Consider the following 16037-nt stretch of genomic DNA (forward strand, 5'->3'; position numbering starts at 1 on the left):
AGGGACTGCCGATGTGCCTGCTGTGTGACGACGAGACCGCTTACCGCGCCTATATGGACTTTCTCGACGCCATGCAGCGCGAGGGTAAGACGGCTGATCCCGACAAGCTGCTGGACGCGGTCCTCGACAAACTGGAAGCCGACGCCAAGACCCGGCCGCGTCACATGTTTGATGCCCCTGAAAACGATAAGACGCTGTCTCCGTTCTTCTGCAGCCCGGTAAATAAATGACTGAACTCACTTCGTTGACGCTCAGCGAGGCCCGCGAGGGTCTGGCCAACAAATCCTTTTCCGCGTTGCAGTTGACCGATGCCTATCTCAAGGCGATGGCTGGCGGCCGGGGGCTGAACGCCTATGTGCTGGAGACGCCGGATCAGGCGCGCGCCATGGCCAAGGTTGCCGATGAAGCGCTGGCGCGCGGCGAGGCCGGACCGCTGACCGGCATTCCGCTCGGCATCAAGGATCTGTTCGCGACCGAGGGCGTGCGCACCACGGCCTGCTCGAAAATTCTCGGCGAGTTCAAGCCGCCGTACGAATCGACCGTGACCACGCAGTTGTGGCGCGATGGTGCGGTGCTGCTCGGCAAGCTCAACAACGACGAATTCGCGATGGGCTCGTCCAACGAGACCTCGTGCTTCGGTCCGGTGATCAATCCCTGGCGCCGTGAAGGCTCAAAAACCAAGCTGGTGCCGGGCGGCTCGTCCGGTGGCTCGGCAGCGGCGGTTGCCGCCAATCTCTGCCTCGGCGCCACGGCGACCGATACCGGCGGTTCGATCCGGCAGCCGGCGGCGTTCACCGGCACGGTCGGCGTCAAGCCGACCTATGGCCGCTGCTCGCGCTGGGGCATCGTGGCGTTTGCCTCCTCGCTCGATCAGGCCGGTCCGATCGCGCGCACCGTGCGCGATGCCGCGATCCTGCTGCGCTCGATGGCCGGTCACGATCCCAAGGACACCACCTCGGTCGATCGCGCCGTGCCCGATTACGAGGCGGCGGTCGGTCGCTCGGTCAAGGGCATGAAGATCGGCATTCCGAAGGAATACCGCATCGAGGGCATGTCGCCGGAGATCGAAGCGCTGTGGAAGCGCGGCGCCGACTGGCTGAAGGCCGCGGGTGCCGAGCTGGTCGAAGTGTCGCTGCCGCACACCCGCTACGCGCTGCCGGCCTATTACATTGTCGCGCCGGCGGAAGCGTCGTCCAATCTCGCGCGCTATGACGGCGTGCGTTACGGCGCGCGCGTGCCCGGCCACAACATCGTCGAGATGTATGAAAACACCCGCGCCGCCGGTTTCGGCGCCGAGGTGAAGCGCCGCGTGATGATCGGCACCTATGTGCTGTCGGCCGGCTATTACGATGCTTATTACCTGCGCGCCCAGAAAGTGCGAACGCTGATCAAGCGCGATTTCGAAACCTGCTTTGCCAATGGCGTGTCCGCGATCCTGACCCCGGCGACGCCGTCGGCGGCGTTCGGCATCGGCGAGAAGGGCGGCGCCGATCCGGTCGAGATGTATCTGAACGACATCTTCACCGTGACCGTGAACATGGCCGGCCTGCCGGGCATTGCGGTTCCCGCGGGCCGCGACGTGCAGGGGCTGCCGCTCGGCCTGCAATTGATCGGCCGGCCGTTTGATGAAGAGACGCTGTTCTCGCTCGGCGAAGTGATCGAGCAGGCCGCGGGACGTTTCATCCCCGAAAAGTGGTGGGCCTGATCGCGGCGCGATCAGGTCCCGCCGTTTGGCGTTGCCTTTCAAGCGCCGCTTGGTCATGCTTTGCCGATCACAAGGTTTGCGTGCATGAGTGCTGACGAGGGGGGACCGCCGGCGTCCGAACAGGTCGATCAGATTCTGGGATCGACCAAGCTCGCCGCGGCGATCGAGAACGATCGTTACAAACACCTGCTCGATCACGTGCCGGTCGCGGTCGCCGTGTCGCGCGGCGCCGCCGGCGATCAGCGCATCGCCTATGTCAACGCGGCGTTCGAAACCCTGCTCGGGGTGACGGCGAGCGAGGTCGAGGGCCAGCCGTGGCACAGCCTTGACCAGTTCGTCGATGAGGATGACCCCAGCCGCACGCTCGGCAGCGCCATCAGCGATGGCGAGGAGTTTATCGGCGTGTTCCGGCCGCAGTCGCCGTCCGAGCGGCTGGTGATCGTGCAGGCCTATGCCGCCGTGATCGAGAACGACGACGGCCAGCAGAGCTTTCGGATCGCGGCGATGGTCGATATCGGCAGCCGCGAGCGCGCCCAGATCGAAGAGTTCGAGATCCAGATCCGCGACCGCGACATGCTGCTGCGCGAGCTGCAGCATCGGGTGAAAAACAATCTGCAACTGATCACGGCGCTGATCCGTCTTGAGGCCCGTTCGGCCGCGGAAGGTGAGGCGGTGGCACTGGCGCGGCTCGCCAGCCGGATCGACGCGCTCACCGCGCTATATCGCATCCTGTCCGCCGAAGAAGCCAGCAGCCTGCTCGATCTTGGCCAATATCTCTCCGATATCGCCGCCGCCGTGCAGCAGGCTCATGCCGTCGACGGTATCGAGTTCGACATTCAGGTCAGCTACTGCCCGCTATCGGTCAATGTCGCGATGCCGGCCGGGCTTTTGGTCAATGAGATGCTCACCAACGCGCTGAAATACGCCTTTGTCGGCCGTAGCGCCGGCAAGGTGCGCTTGATCTGCAAGCAAGAGAATGGCCGCGCCACCGTGGTTGCGGGCGATGATGGCGTTGGGCTCGCCGATGCCGCCAATTGGCCGGCGCCGCGCAAGCTGAGCGCGCTGATTCTGCAGACCTTGAAAGAGAACGCACGCAACGTCGAATTTCGCGCCGAAAGCATCAGCGGCCAGGGAACCTTTTTCACATTCAGCTTCGACGTGCCGCCGGTGCCGGCGGCGAATTAGCCGACGCCTTGCTAACGCCATGTTGATCAGGCGCATCTGGCGCCAAATCTGCTATTAAGCCGCCTTGAACTTTTCCAACCGATGGTCGGACCGCTCCGATCGCGAACCCGCCGCAGTATAGTTTGGTAGTATTGATATGAAATGGGTGCATTTGGTCCTGGCGGCCGCGACGGCGAGCTTGGCTCTCGTGGGCTGCGCGTCAGTTTACAACATGCCGGTCAATGTGCCGGTGTCCGGCAGCGTCGCTGAACGGCTGCGGATCGGCTCCGATGACGTCGCCCATGCCGACGAATACCTGATCGGGCTGTCATTCTCCGGCGGTGGCACGCGCGCCGCGGCGTTCTCGTTCGGCGTGCTCAGCGAGATGGACCGTTCCCCGGTCCGTGGCGCTTCCGCCTCGATGCTGGACCGGATCGACTTCATCTCCGGCGTGTCTGGCGGCTCGGTGACCGCGGCCTATTTCGGCCTGAAAAAGCGCGCCGCGCTCAGCGATTTCCGCGAGCGCTTCTTGCTGCGCAATGCCGAGGAGGGGCTGCAGACCACGCTGTCGCTCAGCACCGTCACCAAGGCGTTCTCGGGCGGCATCAACGACGCCACCGGCTTCACCAACTGGCTCGATGCCAATCTGTTCGAAGGCGCCACCTTCGCTCAATTCCGGACCATCGGCCGGCCGCGGGTCTTGATCAACGCCTCCGACATTTACAATCGCGTGCCGTTCGTATTCGGGCAGACCGCGTTCTCGGCGATCTGCAGCGATCTCAGCACCTATCCGTTGTCCAACGCCGTTGCCGCCTCGGCAGCGGTGCCGATCGCGTTTGCGCCGATGGTGGTGCAGGCGTTCCCGGGCAGCTGCAACGATCCGCTGCCGGCCTGGATCAAGCGCGCCGCCAGCGACCGCAACGCCTCGCCGATGCTCAGCGCCTATGCCAAGGCGATCACGCGCTACCGCGAAGGGGCGGTGCCGTTCATCAAGCTGCTCGACGGCGGTCTGGTCGACAATTACGGCGTGTCCGGTTTCACCATCGCCCGTGAATCCTCCGAGACGCCCTATGGCCCGCTGTCGCCGGCGCAGGCGGTCAAGCTGCGCCGGGTGATGTTCTTGGTGGTCGATGCCAAGATCGGCGTGTCCGGCAATTGGGTGAACACCGTAGAAGGGCCGAGCGGGGTCGAGCTGATCAAGGCCACGGTCGATACCACCATCGATGCCAGCGTCGGCGCCAGCTACACCGCGTTCGACCGCACCATGAATGATTGGCGCGAATCGCTGGTGCGCTGGCGCTGCGGTTTGTCGGCCGCCGATCGCGCCCGCTATGGCGCAGGGCCGGGCTGGAATTGCCGCGACCTCAAGTTCTTCGTCGGCCGGCTCGGCTTCGATCAGCTCGATAGCTCGCGCGCCGCGGTGCTGGAAACCATCCCGACGCGATTCGTGCTGCGGCCCGATCAGGTCGATGAGCTGATCGCCGCCGGTCGCGACTCGCTGCGCATGAGCCCGGTATTTCGCGCCTTCGCGGCCAGCCTGTAGGCCGCCTTCAACGATGACATTGTCGCGCGCGGCGGGGGTTTCCTCGGCTGCGCGCTCGGAGTAAAAGCCGGTCCATGAACGCACCTGTCAAAACGTCAAAGCTCATCAAGGGCGCAACCGGCGATTGGGAAGTGGTGATCGGGCTGGAAGTCCATGCCCAGGTCTCGTCCAACGCCAAACTGTTCTCCGGCGCGGCCACCGAATTCGGCGGTGAGCCGAACGCCCATGTGTCGCTGGTCGATGCCGCGATGCCGGGCATGCTGCCGGTGATCAACGAGGAATGCGTCCGCCAAGCGATCCGCACCGGGCTCGGCCTCAATGCGCAGATCAATCTGCGCTCGGTGTTCGATCGCAAGAACTATTTCTATCCCGATCTGCCGCAGGGCTATCAGATCAGCCAGTACAAGTCGCCGGTGGTCGGCGAGGGCCAGGTCAAGGTCGATCTGCCGGATGGCGAGAGCATCGTCGTCGGCATCGAGCGGCTGCATCTGGAACAGGATGCCGGCAAGTCGCTGCATGATCAGCACCCGACCGCGTCCTATGTCGATCTCAATCGCTCCGGCGTGGCGCTGATGGAGATCGTGTCCAAGCCGGACCTGCGCTCCTCGGAACAGGCCAAGGCCTATGTCTCCAAGCTGCGCACCATCCTGCGCTATCTCGGCACTTGCGACGGCGACATGGAGAAGGGCAGCCTGCGCGCCGACGTCAACGTGTCGGTGCGTAAGCCCGGTGATGCGCTCGGCACCCGCTGCGAGATCAAGAACGTCAACTCGGTGCGCTTCATCGGCCAGGCGATCGAATACGAGGCACGCCGCCAGATCGGCATTCTTGAAGATGGCGGCACCGTCGATCAGGAGACCCGGCTGTTCGATGCCGTGAAGGGCGAGACCCGCTCGATGCGCTCCAAGGAAGAGGCGCACGACTATCGCTACTTCCCCGATCCCGACCTGCTGCCGCTCGAATTCAGCCAGGACTATGTCGACGCGCTCAAGGCGGAACTGCCGGAACTGCCGGACGCCAAGATGGCGCGCTTCATCGCCGAATTCGGCCTGTCGGCCGACGATGCCGGCGTGCTGGTCGCCGAACGCGAGAGCGCCGAGTTCTATGAAGCGGTGCTGGCGGTGCTCGGCAATCGCGAGCGCGACGGCAAGCTTGCCGCCAATTGGGTGATCAACGAGCTGTTCGGCCGTCTCAACAAGGAGAGCCTGGCGATTGCGGCGTCTCCGGTGAGCGCGGCGCAGCTCGCCGCGATCATCGATCTGATCGGCGAGGGAACCATCTCCGGCAAGATCGCCAAGGATCTGTTCGAGATTATCTGGGTCGAGGGCGGCGATCCGCGCGAGGTGGTCGAAGCGCGCGGCATGAAGCAGGTCACCGATCTCAGCGCCATCGAGAAGGTGGTCGATGACATCATCGCCGCCAATCCCGACAAGGCGGCGCAGGTCGCTGCCAAGCCGGCGATGATCGGCTGGTTCGTTGGTCAGGTCATGAAATCGTCGGGCGGCAAGGCCAATCCGCAGGCCGTCAACGATCTGCTCAAGAGCAAACTCGGCCTCTGATCACGCTCCGCAACAACGCCGTTGCGACCGTGTTCCCTGCTGGAAAGGGGGCGCGGACGCAGCGGCGAGTGACGCGAATCGGCTTTGGTGAAGGCGTTTGCGTGCCCTGGTGGGCTCCGATGGCGGCGTTCCGTGCCGCTGATCCCAAAATATTTTAGCTGCCAAAGTTTCGGATTCGGAAAGTGCCGGCGGCGTTTCTTCCGCATCCGCCGGCGCGTGCGTCCATTTCGTTGCGATTAGTTGCGGTTGCGATTAGTTGTCGGATTCGTCTTGTCTAGAAGCAGATTCCGCATTTCAGCCATTTGCTGAGCGCGCGTCACCGCTTCCGGGGCGCGGCGCGATGAGCGCAAGAATCGCTTAGACGCGCTGTCTGAGCGCGCTGCCGCGGGTCAACACTTCCTTAAGTAGGACGCTGTTTTTTCTTGCATGTTGGTGTATGCGGGAAGTGGTGCACGTCGATTCCCGACTGCACGCAGCGATCAGGCCATCTCATGATTGGAGAGCAACATGGTGAAGAAGGCTAAGACTGCGAAGAAGGCGACCAAGACTGTCAAGAAGGCCAAGACTGCGAAAACCGCCAAGACTGCCAAGAGTGCGGTGAAGAAGACGGCCAAGAAGACCAAGAAGGTCGCCGCGAAGAAGGCCACCAAGAAGGTCGCCAAGAAGAAGTAAGTTGCTCACTTAAGTTGGCCGACGGCGTTAGCCGGCGGCGCGTCACACGGGCCCTCCGGTCCGGCTTGCTTCTCAGTAGTGCTTGATTTCCACGAAGCTCAAGCCGCCCGTTTGCTGCCCTGGTCGACGAAGAGGGTGTCGGCGGAACATTAGGTCAAACGGCCAGATTGAGAAGTTTGCAGCGGAGCTATCCGCTCGAACCCGGGTCAGGCCCGAGAAACGGTTTTTCTTCACCAGATGCGGTTTACCCGTTCCGAGTTGTCACTGGCGGGGCTGCAGCAGTGAATTTTGATCCTGGCGTGATCGCCGACCCCCTCGTTTCGGATTTGACGTTTTTTGAGCACGGCGTTTTTTGAGTGCCGCGTTTTTCAGTGCCGCGTGTTTTGAGACCCGCGTGCTGAGTAAGGCCAAGCGACCGCGCCTTGAGATTGCTGCGCTGTGAGTAGGGCGCGTGCCGCCGCCGCGAGCGGCGATCCCTTCACTGATCGAAGCCCCTGCACTGATCAAAGCCCCTTCACTGATCGAAGCCCTTCACTGATCGAAGCCCCTTCACCGATGGTCTGCTCGCGGTTCGCCGTGCCTTCGCGCTGCCGCGTCCGTTGCCTGTGCGTCGCATCCCCCCCCCCCCGCAAGGGGCGCGCCGCGCGTTGTGCGCCGCGACCGTGTGCGATGGTTATCGCGGTGCCAACCAGCACGGTAAACCGCTTCTATAAAGTCGACGAAAACCCGCGATTTTCGCGGGGTTTTCCGGTCGTCAGCGTTTTTGAAACCATGGCGCTTGAGGTTCGATTCATCGCGTTACTTAAACTGCCATTCAAGTTTGACCGAGATGATCGCCTCAACAACACGCCAGCACAGGCGGGTGGGGAGAGGTCAAACGAGTGGACGGGAGCCGCGCCCTCAAAGGGACGGCAGAAGGGGAGCGACAGATGTTTCAGGGTGATTTCGGTCTTGAACAAGCGGTTCCGGTTGAAGCTGCGGATAGCGCCGACGCGCTGTTCGATCTCGGCATGCTGTACGCCAGCGGCCGCGCCGGTGGTATCGACCTGGTATCCGCGCATAAATGGTTCAATCTCGCGGCGCTCAAGGGCCGGGCGGATGCCATTGTGCATCGCCGCGAACTAGCCGAGCTGATGTCGGAAGGTGAGATCGCCCGTGCGCAGCGCGAAGCTCGCGCCTGGGTTACTGCTCACTAAGCTCTGCACCGCAGCAAACGCTGTCAGGCATAGCAACGTGTCAAGCTTAGGTCCGGACGGATTGGTCATAAGTTGCGCAGACGGTCGCGGCAGGCGGCGTTAGTGTTTCTCCCAGCTCCGCATAAGGAGCGTTTCAAGGAGGAATGCCATGCAAAGGAAGACCCTGTTTCCGTTCGCCGCCCTGGTGGGTGTTCTCGCCGCTTCGGTTGCGACGGCCGGTGAGTTCGGAACAGCTGATGAAGCCAAGGCCATGCTGAACAAGGCGGCCGCTGCCGTGAAGGCCGACAAGGCCGCGGCGCTGGCGCAGTTCGCCAAGGGCGAAGGCGGCTTCAAGGATCGCGATCTCTATCCGTTCTGCGCTGGCGCGGACGGCATGTTCACCGCCCATCCGACGCTGACCGGCAAGAGCCTCAAGGATCTGAAGGACAAGACCGGCAAGCCGCTCGGCGAGGAAATCCTCGCGGCCGGCGCGGAAGGCAAGATCAACGAAGTGAGCTACATGTGGCCGCGCCCGGGCCAGACCGATCCGGTGCAGAAGGTCAGCTTCGTGACCAAGATCGGCGACCAGACCTGCGCGGTCGGCTACTACAAGTGATCTGATCTGTCGGATCAGTCCTTGAACTGTGGCGGCGGCGTGGACCGTCGCCACAGGCTCGCGCATACCACTGGCGCTTGCCGCCATCCCGTACGCTGCATTGCAGCACGGGCGGGCTCGGTCTGCCGTGATGATCGCTCCCCTTCAATCGCTTCGCTTCGATGATGTGACCGGGCGACCTGATCGGTCGGCCTGATCCCGATCGGTGCCGCTGGCTGATGCCGCGCCGTGTTGGCGTGCCGCCGCGAACAAGCTGTCATCAACTCGTCGTCATCGAGCGGCCTAAGCCCCGCGCGCCGGCCGTATCAGGCCCGCCATTGGCGCTGCCCTGGGCGTATGTGGCATTGCGTCATAACTGGAAACAATGATAGGCGGGACAGTCCGCGCGGCTAGCTATCGTCCGCCGGTGACGCGGACCATCACGCTTAATTCACGGCTGCGGAATTCGCGGCAGGATCGTGCAAGGGGGTATCGATGGGACTTGCGATCATGATCCTCGGTCTGGCGCTGTTTGTCGGCGTCCATGGCATCACCACACAACGCGACCTGCGCGCCCGGCTGATCGGCATCGGCGGCGAGGCGGTCTATAAGATGGTCTATGCAGTGCTCGCGATTGCCGGGCTGCTGCTGATCGGTTTCGGCTTCGGCATGTATCGTGAGGCCGGTCTCATTCACATTTGGCAGCCGCCGGCCTGGACCAAGCACGTCGCCGCGCTGCTGATGGTGCTGGCGTCGATCCTGCTGGTCGCCGCCTATGTCCGTGGCCGGATCTATGTCGTGGTCAAGCATCCGATGCTGGCCGCGGTCAAAGCCTGGGCGGTGGCGCATCTGATCGCCAATGGCGATCTCGGCTCGATCATCCTGTTTGGCACCATGCTGACCTGGGCGGTGCTCGACCGCATCTCGCTGAAGCGGCGTAGCGACGCCGGCGCCCCGCCGATCCCGGTCGGCGGCTGGAAGAATGATGCGATCGCGGTGGTCGGCGGCATCGTGCTCTATCTGGGGCTGGCCTATGCGTTCCACCCGTTGGTGATCGGGGTCTCTCTGGTTGGAGCGTAAGCATGTCGGTGCAGTCCACGATCAAGCGCAAGACCGCACCGGATATCCTGGCCCGCAAGGGCGGCGATCCGGTGGTGATGCTGACCTCCTATCACGCGCATACCGCAGCGCTGGTCGACCGCTATTGTGACGTCATCTTGGTCGGGGACTCGCTCGGCAACGTCATGCACGGCTTTGAAACCACCGTGCCGGTCACGCTCGACATGATGATCATGCAGGGCCTCGCGGTGATGCGCGGCTCCAAGGAAGCGCTGGTGGTGGTCGATCTGCCGTTCGGCTCCTATGAGGCTTCCAAGGAGCAGGCCTTTCATTCCGCGGCGCGGGTGATGAAGGAGAGCCTGTGCGGCGCGGTCAAGCTCGAGGGCGGCGTCAAGATGGCCGAGACCATCCGCTTCCTCACTGAGCGCGGCGTGCCGGTGATGGCCCATATCGGGCTGACGCCGCAGTCGATCAACACGCTCGGCTCGTTCCGCGCGCAGGGCCGCGAGGAAAACAGCTGGGCGCCGATCGAGGCTGATGCCCGCGCGGTGACCGAGGCGGGCGCGTTCTCTGTGGTGATCGAAGCGGTGGCCGAACCGCTGGCGCGCAAGATCACCCAGGACATTGCGATTCCGACCATCGGCATCGGCGCCAGCGCGGCCTGCGACGGCCAGGTGCTGGTGCTCGAAGACATGCTCGGCCTGTCGCCGCGCGCGCCGAAATTCGTCAAACGGTTCGGCGATCTCGGCCCGGGGATCGAGGCGGCGATCAAGGCCTATGCCAGCGAAGTGCGCTCGCGCGCCTTTCCGGGGCCGGAACACGTCTATGGCATGAAGAAGGGCTGATGGTGAGGCGGCCGGGCGCGGCCGCTTCGTCGCATCTCAACACTCTGATCTTGCTTGTTTTGCCTTGCGTCCGCCATATCGCTAGGGTACGCCGCGCGCGGCATCCGGCGGGCGCGCAACAGGCGGCGCCCAGCATGGCGCGTGGGGACGGGATAATCTTAAGTGTCAGAAATCTTTAACGAAATCGATGAAGACCTGCGCCGCGAACGGCTCAAGAAGCTGTGGGATCGGTATTCGCTGCTGATCATTGGCGGCGCGCTCGCGATCATCATCGGGGTCGGTGGCTGGCGCGGCTATCAGTATCTTGAGGGGCAGAAGGCCGCCGAGGCCGGCGCGGCCTTCAACGCCGCGGCCGAGCTGTCGGAACAGAACAAGCATGCCGAGGCGGAAGCCGCGTTCGCCAAGATCGCGGCCAGCGCGCCGTCCGGCTATCGCACGCTGGCGCGGCTGCGGCTCGCCGGCGAACTGGCGCTGCGCGACGTGCCGGCTGCGGTCAAGGCCTATGACGAAGTGGCGGCCGACAATTCGGTGCCCGCCGTCGATCGCGAACTCGCCAAGGTGCGCGCCGGCGGCCTGCTGCTGGAAACCGCTAGCTTTGCCGACATGACCCAGCGCCTTGAGGCCTCTGCCGCTGGCACCGGCGCCTATCGCCACACCGCGCGCGAATTGCTGGCGCTGTCGGCCTGGAAGGCGGGCGACGCCGTCGCTGCGCGCAAATGGCTGCAACTGATCGCCACCGATGTCGAGACGCCGTCCAGCCTGCGCCAGCGTGCCGAAGCGCTGCAGGCGCTGCTGCCGCCGGCGGCCAAGAGCTGAAACTGATGTGATAGCGCTGCGCCGGGCTGATCGCGCGCTGCGCCAACCGAGTATGAGACCCCGATGCGCCGCACGCCTCGATTGATTTCCGCCGCAGTGCTGATCGCGCTGGGAAGCGCGCTGTCAGGCTGCGGCAGCACCTCGGGCTTGGACCCGACCGACCTGCTGGACTTCCTCGACACCAAGAAGCCGCTGCCCGGCGAGCGCAAGCCGGTGTTCCCGGAAGGCGTGCCCGGCCTTGAGCAGGGCGTGCCCAAGCATCTCTATCGCGGTGCCAATAACGAACCGGCCATGGCCGAACCGCCGCCGGCGCCCGCCGCGGTCGAGGAGCCGAAGCCGTCGCGCGCCGCCAAGCAGAAGCGGGCCAGGCCGGCCGCCGCCCAGCCGGCGCCGCAGCCCGACGCCGCCGAAGCGCCGCCGGTCGAGGAAGAGGGCAGCATTGCCGCCGCGCCGCCGGCGCCGAAGCCGGCCAAGCAGCAGACCCGCCGTCGCAGCGTCACCGCGCCGCCGCCGGATCCGGAGCCGCAGGCCACCACCACGGCTCCCGCCGCGCCGAGCAGCTCGCCGTTCCCGGCACCGCTGCCCGGTGGCAGTTTCCAGCGCTGATCCAGCTCCCGTGAGCTGAGCGCGATTGACAGGCCGCCATAACTCAGGCCACGGATCGCCGATGTCCTATACGTTTGCAATCATCGGCCGGCCCAATGTCGGCAAGTCGACCCTGTTCAACCGTCTGGTCGGGCAAAAGCTCGCGCTGGTCGACGATACCCCGGGCGTGACCCGCGACCGCCGCGAGGGCGAAGCCCGGCTCGGCGATCTGCGCTTCACCATCATCGATACCGCGGGGCTCGATGAGGGCCCCAAGGGCTCGCTGACCGCGCGCATGCAGCAGCAGACCGAGACGGCGATCGAACTCGCCGACGCGCTGTTTTTCGTGATCGACGCCCGCGCCGGCCTGACACCGAACGACCGCGCCTTTGCCGATTTCGCGCGCCGCGCCAACAAGCCGGTGATCCTGCTCGCCAATAAGAGCGAGGGCAAACAGGGCGAGATCGGCGCCATGGAGTCCTATGCGCTCGGGCTCGGCGATCCGGTGATGATCTCCGCCGAGCACGGCGAGGGCATGGGTGAACTCTATGACGCGGTGCGCGAGCTGTTGCCCGAACCGCCCGAAGAGGACGAGGAGCCGGAAGCACTTGGCGAGCTGACCGACGAGGAAATCGCCAAGCGCCCGATCCGGGTTGCGATCGTCGGCCGGCCCAATGCCGGCAAATCGACCACCATCAATCATCTGCTCGGCGAGGAACGGCTGCTGACCAGCCCGGAGGCCGGCACCACGCGCGACTCGATCGCGGTCGAGGTGGTCTATCGCGGCCGCCGCTTCAAAATCTTCGACACCGCCGGGCTGCGCCGCCGCTCGCGCATTGAGGAGAAGCTGGAAAAGCTGTCGGTCGCCGATGCGCTGCGCGCGGTGCGCTTTGCCGAAGTCGTGGTCTTGATGCTCGATTCGCAGACCAAGTTCGAAGAACAGGATTTGCGCATCGCCGATCTGATCGAGCGCGAGGGCCGCGCGCTGGTGATCGCGGTCAATAAATGGGATCTGGTCGATCGTCAGCCCGGCCAGATCGGTGCGCTGCGCACCGAGGCCGATCATTGGCTGCCGCAGGTCAAGGGCGTGCCGATCGTGGCGATGTCCGGGCTGATGGGCGAGGGCATCGAGCGCCTGATGAAGGCGATCGAGGAAGCCTATGCGATCTGGAATCGGCGCATCCCGACCGCGGCGCTCAATCGCTGGTTCGAACAGGCTGTTCAGACCAATCCGCCGCCGGCGGTGTCGGGCCGCCGCTTAAAACTGAACTACATCACCCAGACCAAGGCGCGGCCGCCGAGCTTTGTGGTGTTCTGCTCGCGCGCCGATGCGGTGCCTGAATCCTATCTGCGCTATCTGATCAACAGCCTGCGCAGCGGCTTTGATTTGCCCGGCACGCCGGTGCGCATCACGCTGCGCGAAAAGGCCAATCCGTTCGCCCATAAGCGCAAGCGGCCGTCATGAGCGCAGGAAGCCCGGCCGCCGACGTTATCACGCCGCCACCCGCGGGGCCGCGGCGCGCGGCGGTGGGCTTCATCTTCGTCACCATCCTGCTCGACATGCTGTCGATCGGGATGATCCTGCCGATCCTGCCAAAACTGGTCGAAAGCTTCGCCGACAACAACACCGCCGATGCGGCGCGCATCTACGGTCTGTTCGGCACCGCCTGGGCGCTGATGCAGTTCTTCGCATCGCCGCTGCTCGGCGCTCTGTCCGATCGCTTCGGCCGCCGCCCGGTGATCCTGCTCTCCAATTTCGGCCTCGGTCTTGATTACGTGCTGATGGCACTGGCGCCGTCGCTGGTCTGGCTGTTCATCGGCCGGATGATCTCCGGCGTCACTTCGGCCAGCATCGCCACGTCATTCGCCTATATCGCCGACGTCACGCCCGCGGAGAAACGCGCCGCGGTGTTCGGCAAGGTCGGCGCCGCGTTCGGGATCGGCTTCATCGTAGGGCCGGCGGTCGGCGGTCTGCTCGGCGGCGTCGATCCGCGGCTGCCGTTCTGGGTGGCGGCGGCGCTCAGCCTCGCCAATGCCGCCTATGGCTTCTTCGTGCTACCGGAATCGCTGCCCAAGGAGCGGCGCGCGCCGTTCCGCTGGCGCAGCGCCAACCCGCTCGGCGCGGTCCGGCTGCTCGGCTCGAACCGCACGCTCGGCGCGCTCGCGGTGGTGCGGTTTTGCGCCGATGTCGCGCATATCTCGCTGCCGGCGACCTTCGTGCTGTACACCACCTATCGCTATGGCTGGGATCAGACCACGGTCGGTCTGGCGCTGGCGTTTGTCGGGCTGTGGACCGCGATCGTGCAGGGCGGCCTGGTCGGGCCGGCGCTGAAGAAGCTCGGCGAGTTTCGGGCGATCGTGATCGGCTATAGCGGCGGTGCGCTCGGCTTCCTGATCTATGCGCTGGCACCGAACGGCACGCTGTTCTGGGTCGGCATTCCGATCATGACGATCTGGGGCATCGCCGGGCCGGCGACCTCCAGCCTGATGACGCGCCTCGTGCCCGCCGATCAGCAGGGCGCGCTGCAGGGCGCCAATACCAGCGTGCATTCCATTGCCGAGCTGGTCGGCCCGTTTGTGTTCACGATGATCTTTGCGGCGTTCATCAGCGCCGGCGCGCCGCTGTTGCTGCCGGGCGCGCCGTTCCTGCTGGCGGGCGCGCTGCTGCTGGTGTCAATGGTGGTCGGCGCCTATGCGGTGCGATCGATGCCGCCGTCGCTGGCGCTCAAGCCCGCTCAGGAGCAGCCGGTGGCTGCAGCTGACAGCAAGGCGGCTCAGAGCTGATAGCAGACACTGCACCCACTCATAGCATCGGGTCGTATCAATGACCGCCATGCCCGCGCTTGTCGCGGGTATCGACGCCTTGAAATCGCTGCAAGATCAAAAACGTCGATGGCCGGGACGTGCCCGGCCATAACGTGATTGATATCAATCGATGGTGGATTGAGGGCGTTGGCGCCGCTTAGTTGGTGCGGGTCCAGGTCGATGATTTGCAGATCATGCCGCCCATCGCGCAGCCCTGGGTGGTGAGGGTGCCGCCGGACAGGCTCATCTTGCCGGTGTAGGTCTTGCCGTCTTCGGGATTGAAAGCGCTACCATTCCAGGCATTTTGCCCGGCCGGCTTCATTTCCGAAAACACCCGCTGACCGACCTTGGCCGGCGTTTCGATGCCGGGCTTCAGCCAGACGATGGTGCCGCACAGCGCGCCGCCGCACGGCGCGAACTTGACCTTGGACGCGCCGGTATCGCGCAGCCAGACGCCGGTCACCTCGTCGGCGTGTGCCGAACTGGTCGCCACCGTCGTCAGCGCGGCCGCAAACAGCCCGAACCCCGCCACCAAACCAACGCTGGCGCAACGAAACGCCCACTTGCTTCGCATGTCCCCTCCCGATTGCTTTTTTCACGCGGCGGTTGCCGCTTGTGATTAGTCAATCGCGGCGCGTGCGCTGAGTCAATCGGAAGGAGAAAGCTGTCGCTACCGGATTACGTAGCCGCGGCGAAATCCCGCAGCTCGCCGGTCTGGTACTCATAGACCTTGCCATTGTCCTGCCAATCGGGCTGGCACATCGGCACGATCATCTCGGCAACCTGCTTCGGGCTATCGAGCGTCGCCGGATCTTCGCCGGGCATCACAGTGGCGCGCAGCTTGGTGCGCACCGGGCCCGGATCGAACAGATTGACGCGCAGCGAGGTGGTGGCGTTCTCGGCGGCCCACACCCGCGCCAGCGTATCGAGCGCAGCCTTGGAGACCGCAGCCGGGCCGCGATAGGCCGGGGCGCGCTGGCCTTCGGAGCAGGTCAGCAGCACCGCGCGGCCGGCGTCGGAGGCGCGCAGCAGCGGCTCCATGCAGCGGATCAGCTGGAAATTGGCATTGAGGTTGATCGCCATCACCTCATCCCAGGATTTTGGCTCGATGTGGCCGAGCGGCGACGACGGGCCGGCGATCGCGGCGCAGCTGACGAAGGCGTCGATCTTGCCATGGCGCTCATGGAGCGCGGCGCCGAGCCGTGCGACGCCGTCGAGATCGGTCAGATCGAGCGGCACCAGCGTCGACATATGGCCGGTGGCGGTGCGGATCTCGTCGTCGAGTTCTTCGAGGCCGCCTTGGGTACGGGCCACGGCGACGATGTGCGCGCCGGCCTTGGCGAGCGCCAGCGCGGTGGCATAGCCGATGCCGCGCGAGGCGCCGGTGACGAGAGCGATGCGAGAGGCGAGGGGAAGGGTCATGTCTGCAGTCGTTCCGGCTTTAAGATATATCGTAGCTTCATACGCGGGCTTGGCTCGCGTATCCATCGCTAAAATAGCAATCCCGAAGACAG

16 protein-coding genes are annotated in these 16037 nt (G+C 64.8%); 14 read left to right on the top strand and 2 right to left on the bottom strand.

Features of this window, described 5'->3' with window-relative positions; all coding sequences use genetic code 11:
* The first annotated feature begins 11 nt into the window (after positions 1-11).
* The 14 genes from BJ122_RS07810 (at position 12) to BJ122_RS07875 (ending at position 14502) form a co-directional block, all read left to right on the top strand.
* The gene (locus tag BJ122_RS07810; protein ID WP_110780537.1) at positions 12-230 is read left to right on the top strand and encodes a hypothetical protein; all 219 of its coding nucleotides are present in this window, start codon (positions 12-14) and stop codon (positions 228-230) included.
* Positions 227-1705 (top strand): Asp-tRNA(Asn)/Glu-tRNA(Gln) amidotransferase subunit GatA, encoded by a 1479-nt coding sequence (gatA, locus tag BJ122_RS07815; RefSeq protein WP_110780538.1) that lies wholly within the window; start codon positions 227-229, stop codon positions 1703-1705. Before BJ122_RS07810 ends, gatA begins: the two co-directional genes overlap by 4 nt.
* Positions 1706-1789: 84 nt before the next feature.
* A complete protein-coding gene (locus BJ122_RS07820) occupies positions 1790-2890 on the top strand; it encodes a sensor histidine kinase (protein ID WP_110780539.1) in 1101 nt (366 codons plus the stop codon).
* A gap of 136 nt (positions 2891-3026) precedes the next feature.
* The gene (locus tag BJ122_RS07825) at positions 3027-4412 is read left to right on the top strand and encodes a patatin-like phospholipase family protein (RefSeq protein WP_110780540.1); all 1386 of its coding nucleotides are present in this window, start codon (positions 3027-3029) and stop codon (positions 4410-4412) included.
* Between the two features lie 74 nt (positions 4413-4486).
* Complete coding sequence (gene gatB / locus BJ122_RS07830) at positions 4487-5971, top strand: Asp-tRNA(Asn)/Glu-tRNA(Gln) amidotransferase subunit GatB (RefSeq protein WP_110780541.1); 1485 nt, start codon at positions 4487-4489, stop codon at positions 5969-5971.
* 507 nt (positions 5972-6478) lie between these two features.
* Positions 6479-6643, top strand: coding sequence for a hypothetical protein (locus BJ122_RS07835; RefSeq protein ID WP_027276846.1), 165 nt, complete (start codon positions 6479-6481; stop codon positions 6641-6643).
* Positions 6644-7572: 929 nt separating this feature from the next.
* Positions 7573-7839, top strand: coding sequence for an SEL1-like repeat protein (locus tag BJ122_RS07840; protein ID WP_110780542.1), 267 nt, complete (start codon positions 7573-7575; stop codon positions 7837-7839).
* A gap of 148 nt (positions 7840-7987) precedes the next feature.
* A complete protein-coding gene (locus BJ122_RS07845; RefSeq protein WP_110780543.1) occupies positions 7988-8434 on the top strand; it encodes a cache domain-containing protein in 447 nt (148 codons plus the stop codon).
* A gap of 474 nt (positions 8435-8908) precedes the next feature.
* The gene (locus BJ122_RS07850; RefSeq protein ID WP_103010905.1) at positions 8909-9493 is read left to right on the top strand and encodes an NnrU family protein; all 585 of its coding nucleotides are present in this window, start codon (positions 8909-8911) and stop codon (positions 9491-9493) included.
* 2 nt (positions 9494-9495) lie between these two features.
* Complete coding sequence (gene panB / locus BJ122_RS07855; RefSeq protein ID WP_110780544.1) at positions 9496-10317, top strand: 3-methyl-2-oxobutanoate hydroxymethyltransferase; 822 nt, start codon at positions 9496-9498, stop codon at positions 10315-10317.
* Between the two features lie 162 nt (positions 10318-10479).
* Entirely contained in the window at positions 10480-11133 is a 654-nt protein-coding gene (locus tag BJ122_RS07860) for a tetratricopeptide repeat protein (RefSeq protein WP_110780545.1), read from the top strand.
* A 63-nt stretch (positions 11134-11196) separates the two neighbouring features.
* Positions 11197-11739: a hypothetical protein gene (locus tag BJ122_RS07865; protein WP_110780546.1), complete on the top strand. Its 543-nt coding sequence runs from the start codon at positions 11197-11199 to the stop codon at positions 11737-11739.
* Positions 11740-11800: 61 nt separating this feature from the next.
* Positions 11801-13183 (top strand): ribosome biogenesis GTPase Der, encoded by a 1383-nt coding sequence (gene der / locus BJ122_RS07870; RefSeq protein ID WP_110780547.1) that lies wholly within the window; start codon positions 11801-11803, stop codon positions 13181-13183.
* The gene (locus tag BJ122_RS07875; protein WP_110780548.1) at positions 13180-14502 is read left to right on the top strand and encodes a TCR/Tet family MFS transporter; all 1323 of its coding nucleotides are present in this window, start codon (positions 13180-13182) and stop codon (positions 14500-14502) included. The genes der and BJ122_RS07875 overlap by 4 nt, the downstream gene beginning before the upstream one ends.
* Positions 14503-14680: 178 nt before the next feature.
* On the opposite strand, the gene BJ122_RS07880 is transcribed toward BJ122_RS07875, so the two are convergent.
* Positions 14681-15097: a DUF2147 domain-containing protein gene (locus BJ122_RS07880; RefSeq protein WP_103010900.1), complete on the bottom strand. Its 417-nt coding sequence runs from the start codon at positions 15095-15097 to the stop codon at positions 14681-14683.
* Positions 15098-15201: 104 nt separating this feature from the next.
* Positions 15202-15945, bottom strand: coding sequence for an SDR family NAD(P)-dependent oxidoreductase (locus BJ122_RS07885; protein WP_110780549.1), 744 nt, complete (start codon positions 15943-15945; stop codon positions 15202-15204).
* Between the last annotated feature and the right edge of the window lie 92 nt (positions 15946-16037).

The sequence above is a fragment of the Rhodopseudomonas faecalis genome (assembly GCF_003217325.1).
In the GTDB taxonomy this organism is placed as follows: domain Bacteria; phylum Pseudomonadota; class Alphaproteobacteria; order Rhizobiales; family Xanthobacteraceae; genus Rhodopseudomonas; species Rhodopseudomonas faecalis.